14 protein-coding genes are annotated in these 13,535 nt (G+C 70.9%); 6 read left to right on the top strand and 8 right to left on the bottom strand.

The features are described from left to right. Positions 1-201: 201 nt before the first annotated feature. Both RNB18_RS50455 and RNB18_RS50450 read right to left on the bottom strand, forming a co-directional pair. Complete coding sequence (locus RNB18_RS50455) at positions 202-1,026, bottom strand: purine-nucleoside phosphorylase (RefSeq protein WP_059204730.1); 825 nt, start codon at positions 1,024-1,026, stop codon at positions 202-204. 113 nt (positions 1,027-1,139) lie between these two features. After that, positions 1,140-1,577, bottom strand: a complete 438-nt coding sequence (locus tag RNB18_RS50450; protein ID WP_057607686.1) for a gamma-glutamylcyclotransferase — start codon at positions 1,575-1,577, stop codon at positions 1,140-1,142. 96 nt (positions 1,578-1,673) lie between these two features. On the opposite strand from RNB18_RS50450, the gene RNB18_RS50445 reads away from it, so the two are divergent. Then, positions 1,674-3,122 (top strand): NAD(P)H-quinone dehydrogenase, encoded by a 1,449-nt coding sequence (locus RNB18_RS50445; RefSeq protein ID WP_311720858.1) that lies wholly within the window; start codon positions 1,674-1,676, stop codon positions 3,120-3,122. A gap of 166 nt (positions 3,123-3,288) precedes the next feature. Further along, positions 3,289-4,251 (top strand): DeoR/GlpR family DNA-binding transcription regulator, encoded by a 963-nt coding sequence (locus RNB18_RS50440; protein WP_311720857.1) that lies wholly within the window; start codon positions 3,289-3,291, stop codon positions 4,249-4,251. Between the two features lie 124 nt (positions 4,252-4,375). Here the strand turns inward: RNB18_RS50440 and RNB18_RS50435 are convergent, their stop codons facing one another. Further along, entirely contained in the window at positions 4,376-6,148 is a 1,773-nt protein-coding gene (locus RNB18_RS50435; protein ID WP_311720856.1) for an acetyl/propionyl/methylcrotonyl-CoA carboxylase subunit alpha, read from the bottom strand. A 364-nt stretch (positions 6,149-6,512) separates the two neighbouring features. On the opposite strand from RNB18_RS50435, the gene RNB18_RS50430 reads away from it, so the two are divergent. After that, the gene (locus RNB18_RS50430) at positions 6,513-7,034 is read left to right on the top strand and encodes a hypothetical protein (RefSeq protein ID WP_311720854.1); all 522 of its coding nucleotides are present in this window, start codon (positions 6,513-6,515) and stop codon (positions 7,032-7,034) included. Here the strand turns inward: RNB18_RS50430 and RNB18_RS50425 are convergent. The 4 genes from RNB18_RS50425 to RNB18_RS50410 form a co-directional block, all read right to left on the bottom strand. Next, positions 7,003-7,623, bottom strand: coding sequence for a nucleoside triphosphate pyrophosphatase (locus RNB18_RS50425; protein ID WP_311720853.1), 621 nt, complete (start codon positions 7,621-7,623; stop codon positions 7,003-7,005). The genes RNB18_RS50430 and RNB18_RS50425 overlap by 32 nt on opposite strands. A gap of 4 nt (positions 7,624-7,627) precedes the next feature. Next, positions 7,628-7,756, bottom strand: coding sequence for a morphogenic membrane protein MmpB (gene mmpB / locus RNB18_RS50420; RefSeq protein ID WP_088245423.1), 129 nt, complete (start codon positions 7,754-7,756; stop codon positions 7,628-7,630). 74 nt (positions 7,757-7,830) lie between these two features. Beyond that, complete coding sequence (locus RNB18_RS50415; protein WP_311720852.1) at positions 7,831-8,040, bottom strand: acyl-CoA carboxylase epsilon subunit; 210 nt, start codon at positions 8,038-8,040, stop codon at positions 7,831-7,833. A 17-nt stretch (positions 8,041-8,057) separates the two neighbouring features. Next, positions 8,058-9,650 carry an acyl-CoA carboxylase subunit beta gene (locus tag RNB18_RS50410; protein ID WP_311720851.1) on the bottom strand — a complete coding sequence of 531 codons (1,593 nt, stop codon included), beginning with the start codon at positions 9,648-9,650 and terminating at the stop codon, positions 8,058-8,060. A 111-nt stretch (positions 9,651-9,761) separates the two neighbouring features. Between RNB18_RS50410 and RNB18_RS50405 the strand changes: the two genes are divergently transcribed. Both RNB18_RS50405 and RNB18_RS50400 read left to right on the top strand, forming a co-directional pair. Continuing rightward, the gene (locus tag RNB18_RS50405; RefSeq protein ID WP_311720850.1) at positions 9,762-10,625 is read left to right on the top strand and encodes a biotin--[acetyl-CoA-carboxylase] ligase; all 864 of its coding nucleotides are present in this window, start codon (positions 9,762-9,764) and stop codon (positions 10,623-10,625) included. Positions 10,626-10,731: 106 nt separating this feature from the next. Beyond that, complete coding sequence (locus tag RNB18_RS50400) at positions 10,732-11,826, top strand: adenylate/guanylate cyclase domain-containing protein (RefSeq protein WP_311720849.1); 1,095 nt, start codon at positions 10,732-10,734, stop codon at positions 11,824-11,826. Here the strand turns inward: RNB18_RS50400 and RNB18_RS50395 are convergent. Continuing rightward, the gene (locus tag RNB18_RS50395; protein ID WP_311720848.1) at positions 11,823-12,455 is read right to left on the bottom strand and encodes a hypothetical protein; all 633 of its coding nucleotides are present in this window, start codon (positions 12,453-12,455) and stop codon (positions 11,823-11,825) included. The two genes, RNB18_RS50400 and RNB18_RS50395, sit on opposite strands and share 4 nt — an antisense overlap. 198 nt (positions 12,456-12,653) lie before the next feature. Here RNB18_RS50395 and RNB18_RS50390 point away from each other — a divergent pair, with 198 nt between their 5' ends. Then, entirely contained in the window at positions 12,654-13,457 is an 804-nt protein-coding gene (locus RNB18_RS50390) for an enoyl-CoA hydratase/isomerase family protein (protein WP_311720847.1), read from the top strand. Positions 13,458-13,535 lie beyond the last annotated feature (78 nt).

Genomic DNA, 13,535 nt, shown 5'->3' with positions numbered 1-13,535 from the left:
GTCCGTCCTCGGTCCGGCGGCTCGGTCCCTTGAGTGGTGCTCGGTGCGGGACGCCGGCCGCTGCGGGCGGACACCCCCCCACCCCGTCCCCTTCCCGCCGTCGGCGACTGGACCCACTCAGGGGCGCGGGGAACTGCGCGACCAGCCCCCGCCGGGCCGCGGCCGCCCGACGACCGAACCCGGCATATCCGAATGCGTCTCTTAGATCCGCCCGAGCACCTGCGCCAGCAGCGAACCCATCCGCGTCGCGCTGTCACGGCCCGCCTGAAGAACCTCCTCGTGGTTCAGCGGCTCACCCGTCATACCCGCGGCGAGGTTCGTCACCAGCGAGATACCCAGAATCTCCGCCCCCGCCTCGCGCGCGGCGATCGCTTCGAGGACCGTCGACATGCCCACCAGGTCCGCGCCGATGACGCGGGCCATGCGGATCTCCGCCGGGGTCTCGTAGTGCGGGCCGGGGAACTGGGCGTAGACGCCCTCCTCCAGGCTGGGGTCGATCTCCTTGCACAGGGCACGCAGGCGGGGCGAGTAGAGGTCCGTGAGGTCCACGAAGTTCGCGCCGATGATCGGGGACGTGGCCGTGAGGTTGATGTGGTCGCTGATCAGGACCGGCTGGCCGGGGCGCATGCCCTCGCGGAGGCCGCCGCAGCCGTTGGTGAGGACGATGGTCTTGCAGCCGGCGGCCACGGCGGTGCGGACGCCGTGGGCGACGGCGGCGACACCGCGGCCCTCGTAGTAGTGCGTGCGGCCCAGGAAGACCAGGGCCCGCTTCTCGCCGATCTTGTACGAGCGGATCTTGCCGCCGTGCCCCTCCACCGCCGGCGGCGGGAAACCGGGCAGCTCGGTGACCTGGAGCTCGGCGTCGGGGGCACCGAGGGCGTCCACGGCCGGTGCCCAGCCGGAGCCCATCACGAGGGCGACGTCGTGGGTCTCGGCGCCGGTCAGTTCGCGCAGGCGCGCGGCGGCGGCGTCGGCGGCGGCATGCGGGTCGCCCTGGATGTCGTCCGGAAGAAGAGATGCGTTCACGCGGATGAGGGTAGCCGGTCCGGGCCTACGCGCGTAGATGACAGAGCTGACGGGATGGCGATCGTTGTCTTGTCGTTTCCAACCAACTGTGTGACGCCGGTGACCTGTGTGATTCAGCAGGGGCGCTTGCGGAGTTCCATGACGTAGTCGTGGGGCGCGCCCGCCGATTCCGCCGCGTCGGCCACCTCGCCCAGATAACGTGCGGAGGGCAGACCGCCCTCATAGCCGTTCAGGACGTACGTCCAGGCCTGCTCCTCGCCCTCCAGGGTGTGGACGCGGATGCGTGTGCGGCGGTAGATGTCCAGGCCCACGCCCTCCCAGCGGTCCATCGACTCGTCGTCGGCGGGCGCGATCTCGTAGAGCGCCACGAACACCTGGCAGAGAGGGTCCTCGACGATCGTCGCGAGTGCGCCCTCCCAGCCCATGTGCTCGCCCCCGAAGGTCAGCCGCCACCCGTTCAGCCACCCCGTGGCGCGCATCGGCGAGTGCGGGGCGCGGCGGGTCATCAGCCGCGCGTCGAGGTTGCCGGCGTAAGCGGCGTAGAGCGACATGGGTCGAGGGTACGGCAGCGTTCCCCGGCGTCTCTCCCGTAACAGTGGCATCTCGGGACGCCCCCGAGGCCGTAGCACCTCGGGTCGTGCGGGACAATGGAGTACGTGACTCGGATCGTGATCATCGGTGGCGGACCCGGCGGATACGAGGCGGCCCTGGTGGCCGCCCAACTCGGCGCGGAGGTGACCGTCGTCGACTGCGACGGTCTGGGCGGAGCGTCGGTGCTGACCGACTGCGTGCCGTCGAAGACCCTTATCGCTACGGCCGAGGTCATGACGACCTTCGATTCGTCGTACGAGGAACTGGGGATCATCGTCGCCGACGACACCCCACCGCTGGAACAGGCCGCCCGGGTGGTGGGCGTCGACCTGGGGAAGGTCAACCGGCGTGTGAAGCGGCTCGCCCTCGCTCAGTCGCACGACATCACCGCCTCCGTGACGCGTGCCGGTGCCCGGGTGCTGCGCGGGCGTGGGCGCCTGGAGGGCATGCAGGCCCTCGACGGGTCGCGGAAGGTCGTGGTGCGGGCCGCCGACGGGAGCGAGGAGACGCTCGTCGCCGACGCCGTGCTCATCGCCACCGGTGGGCACCCCCGTGAGCTGCCCGACGCCCAGCCCGACGGCGAGCGCATCCTCAACTGGACCCAGGTCTACGACCTCACCGAGCTGCCGGAAGAGCTCATCGTGGTCGGGTCCGGTGTCACCGGTGCCGAGTTCGCCGGCGCCTATCAGGCGCTCGGCTCCAAGGTGACGCTGGTGTCCTCGCGGGACCGGGTGCTGCCCGGGGAGGACCCGGACGCGGCCGCGGTCCTCGAGGACGTCTTCCGGCGGCGCGGCATGAACGTCATGGGGCGTACCCGGGCGCAGTCCGCCAAGCGGGTCGGGGACCGGGTCGAGGTCATGCTGGCGGACGGGCGGGTCATCAGCGGGTCGCACTGTCTGATGGCCGTGGGTGCCATTCCGAACAGCGCCGGCATGGGGCTGGAGGAAGCGGGCGTCAAGCTGCGCGAGTCCGGGCACATCTGGACCGACAAGGTGTCCAGGACCTCGGCTCCCGGTGTGTACGCCGCCGGTGACGTGACCGGGGTGTTCGCGCTGGCTTCCGTGGCCGCCATGCAGGGCCGTATCGCGATGTACCACTTCCTCGGTGACGCGGTGGCCCCGCTGAACCTGAAGACGGTCTCGTCGAACGTCTTCACCGACCCGGAGATCGCCACCGTCGGCTACTCGCAGGCGGACGTGGACGGCGGCAAGATCGACGCCCGGGTCGTGAAGCTCCCGCTGCTGCGCAACCCGCGCGCGAAGATGCAGGGCATCCGCGACGGCTTCGTCAAGATCTTCTGCCGGCCCGGGACCGGGATCGTCGTCGGCGGTGTCGTCGTCTCGCCCCGCGCCTCGGAACTGATCCATCCCATCTCGATCGCGGTCGACAACAATCTGACGGTCGAACAGATCGCGAACGCTTTCACCGTTTACCCCTCCCTTTCGGGGTCGATCGCCGAGGTGGCACGACAGCTGCACACACGCAAGGAGACCGGGGGAGCCTGACGGCCGAAAGCGATTCCTGCCTGGTCACAGGGAGTTGTCGACCATTCGCGCGGCATAGGCGGGGGGATTAGGCCCTATACCACTTCCCGCCCAGCTGTGCGAACATCTTCTGCTATTCGGCGCAAACAGCTGAAAGCAGACGGTCGTTGGCGTTACTGTCAGTTTCGTGTTCGCTGCAGAACGTCGCCAATTGATCCTCGAAATGGTGCGAGCCAACGGGGCTGTATCGCTCCGTGAGCTCGCCCGCGTCGTCCAGACCTCCGAAGTGACCGTACGGCGGGACGTGCGCGCACTGGAGGCAGAAGGACTCCTCGACCGCCGGCATGGCGGTGCGGTATTGCCGGGCGGGTTCACGCGGGAGTCCGGCTTTCCGCAGAAATCGCATCTCGCGACCGCCGAGAAGACGGCCATCGCCGATCTCGCCGCGAGCCTCGTAGAAGAAGGCGAGGCCATTGTGGTGGGGGCGGGTACCACCACCCAGGAGCTGGCGCGCCGGCTCGCCCGGGTTCCCGGGCTGACCGTAGTGACCAATTCCCTTCTGGTGGCCCAGGCGCTCGCCCATGCCAACCGGGTGGAGGTCGTCATGACCGGCGGCACCCTGCGCGGTTCCAATTACGCCCTGGTGGGTTCGGGGGCGGAACAGTCGCTCCAGGGGCTCAGGGTCTCGCGGGCCTTCCTCTCCGGGAGCGGGCTCACCGCCGAGCGCGGTCTTTCCACGTCCAACATGCTGTCGGCGTCCGTGGACCGGGCGCTGGTGCAGGCCGCCGCGGAGGTCGTGGTCCTCGCCGACCACACCAAGCTCGGTATGGACACGATGTTCCAGACCGTGCCGACGGACCTGATCACCCGGCTTGTCACCGACGAGCCCCCGGCCCACGACGACCGGGCCGCCACGGAACTCCAGGCGCTCGCCGACCAGGGGGTGCAGATCGCCGTGGCCGGCGCGTCGGGAGCACCGGGGGGTGATCAGGTCCCGGCGCGGCAGCAACAGCGCCGGGACGTGCCCCTGCCGGGGCCCCGCCGCGGTCAGGTCCCCTCACCGGGCCCCGCTCTCCGAACGGCCACGGCCCTGGGTGACCCGATTCCGGGTGCGGAGCGGGCACGGGTGGCGGATCTCAGGCGACGATGAGCTGCTGAGGTCGCGTGTTGAAGCTCCGGTACGGCTGAGCTGCCGCACGCTTCGGCTGTGAACGAGGCGCCCGGCGGACCGATTGCTCCAGTCCGCCGGGCGCCTCGAGATGTCGTACGACTGCTCAGTCCTTGATCTCGCAGATCGCCGCGCCCGAAGTGATCGACGCGCCGACTTCCGCGGACAGGCCCTTGATGGTGCCGGCCCTGTGTGCGTTGAGGGGCTGTTCCATCTTCATCGCTTCGAGGACGACGACGAGGTCGCCCTCCTTGACCTCCTGGCCCTCCTCGACGGCGATCTTGACGATCGTGCCCTGCATCGGGGAGGCGAGGGTGTCACCGGAGGCGGCGGGGCCGGACTTCTTGGCCGCGCGGCGCTTGGGCTTGGCCCCGGCGGCGAGGCCGGTGCGGGCCAGCGACATGCCCAGGGAGACCGGCAGGGAGACTTCCAGGCGCTTGCCGCCGACCTCGACGACGATCGTCTCGCGGTCCGCGTCCTCGTCGGCCTCGGTTTCGGTGGGGGTGGCGAAGGGCTTGATGTCATTGACGAACTCGGTCTCGATCCAGCGGGTGTGGACCGTGAACGGGTCACCGGAGCCGGTCAGCTCCGGGGCGAACGCCGGGTCGGTGACCACCTTGCGGTGGAAGGGGATGGCGGTGGCCATGCCCTCGACCTGGAACTCCTCCAGGGCGCGGGCGGCGCGCTGGAGGGCCTGCTCGCGGGTGGCGCCGGTGACGATCAGCTTGGCCAGCAGGGAGTCCCACGCGGGGCCGATGACGCTGCCGGACTCGACACCCGCGTCCAGGCGGACGCCCGGGCCGGACGGCGCCTCGAAGCGGGTGACCGTGCCGGGCGCGGGCAGGAAGCCCCGGCCCGGGTCCTCGCCGTTGATGCGGAACTCGAAGGAGTGGCCGCGCAGTTCGGGATCGCCGTAGCCGAGTTCCTCGCCGTCGGCGATGCGGAACATCTCGCGCACGAGGTCGATGCCGGCGACCTCCTCGGTGACCGGGTGCTCCACCTGGAGGCGGGTGTTGACCTCCAGGAAGGAGATCGTGCCGTCCATGCCGACCAGGAACTCCACCGTGCCGGCGCCGACGTAGCCGGCCTCCTTGAGGATGGCCTTGGAGGACGCGTACAGCTCGGCGACCTGGGCGTCGGACAGGAAGGGCGCGGGGGCCTCTTCGACCAGCTTCTGGTGGCGGCGCTGCAGCGAGCAGTCGCGGGTGGAGACGACGACCACGTTGCCGTGGGTGTCGGCCAGGCACTGGGTCTCCACGTGGCGGGGCTTGTCGAGGTAGCGCTCGACGAAGCACTCGCCGCGGCCGAACGCGGCGACGGCCTCGCGTACGGCGGAGTCGTAGAGCTCGGGGACCTCTTCGAGGGTGCGGGCCACCTTCAGGCCGCGTCCGCCACCGCCGAAGGCGGCCTTGATGGCGATCGGCAGGCCGTGCTCCTTGGCGAAGGCGACGACCTCCTCGGCACCGGAGACCGGGTCCGGGGTGCCGGCCACCAGCGGGGCGCCGGCCCGCTGGGCGATGTGCCGGGCGGCGACCTTGTCACCGAGGTCGCGGATGGCCTGCGGGGGCGGGCCGATCCAGATCAGGCCCGCGTCCAGGACCGCCTGAGCGAACTCGGCGTTCTCGGAGAGGAAGCCGTAGCCGGGATGGATGGCGTCCGCGCCCGACTCGCGCGCGGCACCCAGGACCTTGTCGATGTCCAGATAGCTGGTGGCCGGGGTGTCACCGCCCAGGGCGAACGCCTCATCCGCGGCGCGGACATGCAGAGCGTCCCGGTCCGGGTCGGCGTACACGGCCACGCTCGCGATACCGGCATCCCGGCAGGCCCGGGCAACGCGGACAGCGATTTCGCCACGGTTGGCGATGAGCACCTTGCGCACGATTGAGGCTCCCTCCTTGAAACAAGCCGAGTTTAGGGACTGCCGACACGACTCTTCGACCCATCCCCTGTGGTGAGCTTCCCCACACGGAGCGTGATGCGGAGCTTGCCCGACCCGCGAAATCCCTTGTCGCACCTCGTTACGCAGGACTCCTCCCGGAAACCCTAGCCCTCCTCTGTGGCCAAGGTCTCTGTGAGAGCGTGCTGCGGACCACTCCGTTTCTTTGTGGAGTCCCTACGAATGGCCCAATGAATCTTTGCCTGCGGCCGAACCCTTGTCCCGGGGTTTACCCGTTAGTAGCGTTCGCGCTGTATTGAACGTACGTCGGGTATCCGGAGCATGGCTCGAAAGTGGGTGGGGACCGGTGATCCGCAGGCCGGTGGCGTGGGTCGTGGCGGTCGTTCTCTTCGTCGAGGCTCTCGGCGTGGCGATGCTGAACTGGCTCATGGGCAATCTCGTCGACGCGCAGAACATGTCGCTGGCGGGTCTGGACCCGGACGCGATGTCGATGTCCTCGAAGATCGGCGGGGTCGTCTTCGGCCTCTACTTCGCGCTGTGCGCGCTGGTCGCCCTGCTGGTGGGGGTACGCGACCGGCAGCCCGCCGGGCTCGGCCGGGTCCTGCTGATCAGCGCCGCCGTGGTGCACGGCCTGCTGGGCGCGGTCGCCTGGGCGCTGATCGGCTGGCCCCAGTTCGTCTTCATGATCGTGATGCTCGGGCTGATCGTGCTCGTGCTGGTGACCTACGACGCACGGCGAGGGCCCGTCGCGGCGGAGCCGCAGGACGCGCAGGGTCCGGGTGGCCCGGAGGGTCCCAAGGAGCCGGAGAGCCCTCAGGGGGCCGGCGGCTCGCCGCTCACGTCTCCGCCGGCGCCCACAACTCCGTGATGCCGACGCCGAGCTCGGCCAGCAGCCGGCGCAGCAGCGGCAGGCTGAGGCCGATCACATTGCCGTGGTCGCCGTCGATGCCCTCGATGAACGGGGCCGAGCGGCCGTCCAGGGTGAACGCCCCCGCGACATAGAGGGGTTCGCCGGAAGCGACGTATGCGGCGATCTCGTCGTCGGTCGGCTCGCCGAAGCGGACGAGGGTCGAGGCGACGCCGGAGACATACCGGCCGCTCGTCGTGTCGTAGACGCAGTGGCCGGTCTGCAGGGTGCCCGCGCGCCCGCGCATGGACTTCCAGCGGGCCGTCGCCTCCTCGGCGTCGGCCGGCTTGCCCAGTGCCTCGCCGTCCAGGTCGAGCACCGAGTCGCAGCCGATCACCAGCGCGCCCTTGACCTCGGGCTTCGCAGCCACGACGGAGGCCTTCGCCTCGGCGAGGGCGAGCGCGAGATCGGCGGGGGTGGGGGCGGTGACGGCGTCCTCGTCGACCCCGCTCACGAGTACCTCGGGAGTGAGGCCGGCCTGCCGCAGCAGGTTCAGGCGAGCGGGTGACTGGGAGGCGAGGACGAGTCGGCGGCGCGGCTGGTCGGTCATGCGGTCAGCGTAGTCCGATCACAATCATCGCGAGCACCATGGCCAGCGCCAGGAAGATGCTCAGGCGCCGAAGCATCTCCTGCGTGTCGCGCAGTTCCTTGGGCGGTTCGTTCTCGGGGTCGGACCACAGCATGGTTTCCAGCGTGCGGCGATTTCTGGGAGGGCGCCTGAGTACGCGTACTCAACTTCTCCGACGGGTCAGCCGCCCTACCCCGGCCAGTAGGTGCGCGCCCATGAGGTGGGCCCTGGCTGGGGCAGGCGGTGGCCCGCGATCCGTGACGGGTCGGACCACGCGGCGCTCTGTTCCTCGGCGCCGGACGGCGTTGTCGTCGCCGCCGCGGCGCGTGCCCGGACCACCGCCAGGGCGGCGGCGAGCTCCTCCGGGGTGGGGTTACCCCGTACGACCTTGATGTTCATGACGGCTCCCGGCAGGGCTAGAGGGGGATGTTGCCGTGCTTCTTGGGGGGCAGGGACTCGCGCTTGGTGCGCAGCTGGCGCAGGCCCCGGACCACGTGGCGGCGGGTGTCCGACGGCATGATCACGGAGTCGATGTAGCCGCGCTCGGCCGCGATGTAGGGGTTGAGGAGGGCGTCCTCGTACTCCCGGATCAGTCGGGCGCGGGTCGCCTCCAGCTCTCCGGCCGCCTCCGCCTCCGCGATCGTGCGGCGGTGCAGGATGTTGACCGCGCCCTGGGCGCCCATCACGGCGATCTGGGCGGTCGGCCAGGCGAGGTTGAGGTCCGCGCCGAGGTGCTTGGAGCCCATGACGTCGTAGGCGCCGCCGAAGGCCTTCCGGGTGATCACCGTGATCAGGGGGACCGTGGCCTCGGCGTAGGCGTAGATCAGCTTGGCGCCGCGGCGGATGATGCCGTCGTGCTCCTGGTCGACGCCGGGGAGGAAGCCCGGCACGTCGACGAAGGTGATCACCGGGATGTTGAAGGCGTCGCAGGTGCGGACGAAGCGCGCCGCCTTCTCGGACGCGGTGATGTCGAGGCAGCCGGCGAACTGCATCGGCTGGTTGGCCACGATGCCGACCGGGTGGCCCTCGACGCGGCCGTAGCCGGTGAGGATGTTCGGCGCGTACAGCGGCTGCGTCTCGAAGAACTCGGCGTCGTCCAGGATGTGTTCGATCACCGTGTGCATGTCGTACGGCTGGTTCGCGCTGTCCGGGACGAGCGTGTCCAGCTCGCGGTCCTCGTCGGTGATCGCGAGGTCCGCCTCCTCCGGGTAGACCGGCGGCTCGGAGAGGTTGTTGGACGGCAGGTACGACAGCAGCTGCTTGACGTACTCGATGGCGTCCTTCTCGTCCCCGGCCATGTGATGGGCCACGCCGGACACCGAGTTGTGGGTGCGGGCGCCGCCCAGCTCCTCGAAGCCGACGTCCTCACCGGTGACCGTCTTGATGACGTCGGGGCCGGTGATGAACATGTGCGAGGTCTGGTCGACCATGACCGTGAAGTCGGTGATCGCCGGGGAGTACACGGCTCCGCCGGCGCAGGGACCGACGACCAGGCTGATCTGCGGGATGACACCGCTCGCGTGGGTGTTGCGGCGGAAGATCTCGCCGTAGGCGCCGAGGGAGGCCACTCCCTCCTGGATCCGGGCGCCGCCGGAGTCGTTGATGCCGATGACCGGACAGCCGGTCTTCAGCGCGAAGTCCATCACCTTGACGATCTTCTGGCCGTAGACCTCGCCCAGCGCGCCGCCGAAGACGGTGAAGTCCTGGGAGAACACGGCGACGGGGCGGCCGTCGACCGTGCCGTAGCCGGTGACGACACCGTCGCCGTAGGGGCGGTTGTTCTCCAGGCCGAAGTTGGTGGAGCGGTGCCGGGCGAACTCGTCCAACTCGACGAAGGAACCCTCGTCGAGGAGGAGCTCGATGCGCTCACGGGCCGTCAGCTTGCCTTTGGCGTGCTGCTTCTCGACGGCGCGTGCGGAGCCGGCGTGCGTCGCCTCGTCAATACGACGCTGGAGATCCGCGAGCTTGCCCGCGGTGGTGTGAATGTCGGTCGCTTCCGGCTCGGACATCGGGATCGCGGCTCCCTGCCTGCTCAAAAGGGGGGACGGTTACTCATCCGTAGAGTAGTGGTGCCCCTAGGAATCAGCAGTGCGGCGTTTCACACACCTAGGGTGGCTTGCATGACGCCGCGAGATGTTTCAGGAGACGACAGCCGTTGGTCGGACCTCGACCGGCCGCCGCTCAACGCGGCCGCGCTGCGCCGCGGGCTGGTGCGGGAGGGCGGGCTGTGGTCCGGCTTCGAGGTGGTGGCCGGCACCGGCTCCACCAACTCCGACCTGGTCGCCCGTGCCGCCGCGGGCAAGGCGGCCGAGGGTGCGGTCCTCGTCGCCGAGGAGCAGACCGCGGGGCGGGGCCGCCTGGACCGCCGGTGGACCGCACCGCCGCGGTCGGGCCTGTTCTTCTCCGTTCTGCTGACGCCCGGCGATGTGCCGGTGGCCCGCTGGGGCTGGCTGCCGCTGCTGACGGGGGTGGCGGTGGCGACGGGGCTGTCACGGGCCGCGGGTGTCGATACGGCCTTGAAGTGGCCCAACGACCTGCTCGTGACCGTGGGCGGCGAGGAACGCAAGGCCGGCGGAATCCTCGCGGAGCGGGCGGGCGAGGACGGCGTCGTCGTGGGCGTGGGCATCAACGTCACCCTCCGGGAGGACGAGCTGCCGGTCCCGACCGCGGGTTCGCTGGCGCTGGCCGGAGCGGTGAGCACGGACCGGGACCCCCTGCTGCGGGCCGTCCTGCGCTCTCTGGAGGAGTGGTACGAGCGCTGGCGCGCGGCGGCGGGCGACCCGACGGTGAGCGGTCTCCAGGAGACGTACGCGGCGGGGTGCGCGACGCTGGGAAGGACGGTACGGGCGGAGCTGCCGGGTGACCGCTCACTGGTCGGCGAGGCGGTCGCGGTGGACGGCGACGGCCGTCTGGTGATCGCGACGGAGGAGGGCGTACAGGAGCCGGTGGGGGCAGGAGACATCGTCCACCTGCGACCGGCGTGAGCGGAGCTGTCCCACCTGACGGAGTGAGGACGTGAGGTACCGCACACCTGCCGTACAGTTGAGGCCGGTCGATACCTGGCCGTGACAGATCGGAAGGGCAGCAGGCGTGACCGCAGACGACACGGGCTCCGGCGCGGACGCGACCCCGCACCCGCTCGCCGTGCGTCTCGAGCAGCTCATCCTCGGCGCGGAGCGGCGCTACACCCCTTTTCAGGCGGCCCGCACCGCCGGTGTCTCCATGGAGCTGGCCACCCGCTTCTGGCGGGCGATGGGCTTCGCCGACGTCGGCCAGGCCAAGGCCTTCACCGAGGCGGACGTCCTCGCGCTGCGCCGGCTCGCCGGTCTCGTCGAGGCGGGGCTGCTGAGCGAGGCCATGGCCGTACAGGTGGCGCGGTCCACCGGGCAGACCACCGCCCGGCTCGCCGAGTGGCAGATCGACTCCTTCCTGGAGGGCCTGACCGACCCCCCGGAACCCGGCATGACCCGCACCGAGGTGACCTACCCGATCATCGAGCTGCTCCTGCCCGAGCTGGAGGAGTTCCTCGTCTACGTCTGGCGCCGCCAGCTCTCCGCCTCGGCAGGGCGGGTCGTACAGGCCGCCGACGACGAGGAGATGGTCGACCGGCGGCTGTGCGTCGGCTTCGCCGACCTCGTCGGGTTCACGCGGCTGACCCGCCGTATGGAGGAGGAGGAGCTCGGCGAGCTGGTCGAGGCCTTCGAGACCACCGCCGCCGACCTCGTCGCCGCGCGCGGCGGGCGGCTCATCAAGACTCTCGGTGACGAGGTGCTGTACGCGGCCGACGACGCGGCGGTGGCCGCCGAGATCGCCCTGCGGCTGATCGAGACCATGGCGAACGACGAGACCATGCCCGAGCTGCGCGTCGGCATCGCCTTCGGCACGGTGACCACCCGTATGGGTGATGTCTTCGGTACGACGGTGAACCTCGCCTCTCGGCTGACCTCGATAGCTCCCCGCGACGCGGTTCTCGTCGACAGCGCCTTCGCGGAGGAACTGATCCGCACCGGCGAGGCGCCCGCCTCCGAGGCGGAGGCGGCCGAGGCCGCGGCCACCGCCGAGAAGGAGGGCGAGGAGCCGCCGACGTACCGCTTCGCGCTCCAGCCGATGTGGCAGCGGCCGGTGCGTGGGCTGGGCGTGGTCGAGCCCTGGCTGCTGACCCGCAGGGACGTGGCTCCCTCCTAACCGCGCTGCTGCACGCACAGGCCGATGACCGGTACGCACAGGCCGGGTGCGGGCTGGGTCGTGTGAGTGGGCTGTGGTGTGGGTGCCGGTGCCGGTGGGGGCGTGGTCCGGGCCGGTGGTGGGGCCGTGGTCGTCGCCGGTGGGTGGGGCGTGGTGGACGCCGTGGGGGTCGGTGCCGGGGTGTTCGGCGCCTCCGGGATCGTCGTCGGGACCGCCGCGAGGGGCAGTGGTACGGCCGTCGCGGATCCCGTCGGGGCCTGCGAGGCGCCCGGTGTGGTCCTCGCGGAGACCCCGCCCATCGCCGTGGTCGACGACGGGCTCGCCTGTGGGACGGAGCCCACGGTCGCGGCGGCGTTCGTCGCTCGGTCCGGGCCGGCGTCGATGTCCGTGTCCGTGCCCGGGGCGGCCTGGGGATCCGCCTCCGTCGCGCCGAAGCCGCCCACTCCCGCGTCGGGGGTCATCCGCACCAGGCTCAGGGCGCCGGCGGCGAGGGCGAGGCCGCCCGCCGCGAGCAGGGCCTTGCGGGGGCGGGGCTTGCGGTGGCGGCCGCGTGGTCCGAACAGGCGGGTGGTGGGGTCGGTGCCCGTGCCCGTGCCGGTGCCGTCCGTCGGTCCTGTCGTCGCCGTCATGCTTCCTCCCCTGTGCCTGCGCCCCCGTGCGCCGTGGCGGGGCGCACGTTATGCGCTGGTGTGGGCGGTGGGTGAGGAGTTGGGCGGGATGTCACTCGTACGGGGTGTCGGGGTGGGTCGGCGGGAACCTTTCGCGGAGGGGGTGGGGCTGCGATGATCGGAGCGTTCTTGTTAACCCGCGTTAACTGGGAGAGTGTCATGGGTGAGGAGCGGTTCGGGGAGTTCGTGCTGGTGAGGCGGCATGGGGAGGGGACTGTCGCCGAGCTGGTTCTCGATCGGCCCAAGGCGATGAACGCGGTCTCCACGGAGATGGCGCGGTCCGTCGCCGCCGCCTGCGCCTCGCTGGGGGGTGATGAGGAGGTGCGGGTTGTCGTGGTGACCTCCACGCATGAGCGGGCGTTCTGTGTCGGGGCGGATCTGAAGGAGCGGAACTCCTTCAGTGACGCGGAGCTGCTGCGGCAGCGGCCGGTGGCCCGGGGGGCGTACACGGGGGTGCTGGAGTTGCCTGTGCCGACCATCGCCGCGGTGCACGGGTTCGCGTTGGGTGGGGGGTTCGAGCTGGCGCTGGCGTGCGACCTGATCGTGGCCGACCGTACGGCGGTGGTGGGGTTGCCGGAGGTGTCGGTGGGGGTGATCCCCGGGGGTGGGGGGACGCAGTTGCTGCCTCGGCGGGTGGGGGCGGCGCGGGCTTCGGAGCTGATCTTCACGGCGCGGCGGGTGGAGGCGGAGGAGGCGCGTCGGCTGGGGCTGGTGGATCAGCTGGTGGAGGCGGGGGAGGACCGGGCGGAGGCGCTTTCACTGGCGGCCCGTATCGCCGCGAACTCGCCTGTGGGGCTGCGGGCGGCGAAGCGGGCGCTGCGGCTCGGGCAGGGGCTGGACCTGCGGGCCGGGCTCGAGGTGGAGGACGCCGCGTGGCGGGCGGTGGCGTTCTCGGGGGATCGGGCGGAGGGGGTGGCGGCGTTCAATGAGCGGCGGGCGCCGCGGTGGCCTCCGGCGGTTTGACGGTGCCTGTGCGGGTCCGGTGGGGGCGGGCGTTGTGCGCAGTTCCCCGCGCCCCTGGATGCCTGCGGCGGCCTGTTC

Origin of the sequence: Streptomyces doebereineriae, from assembly GCF_031845645.1 — a bacterium.
GTDB classification, from domain to species: domain Bacteria; phylum Actinomycetota; class Actinomycetes; order Streptomycetales; family Streptomycetaceae; genus Streptomyces; species Streptomyces canus.
Note: the sequence above shows the minus strand (reverse complement) of the source record. Positions and strands in the feature narration are given on the sequence as shown.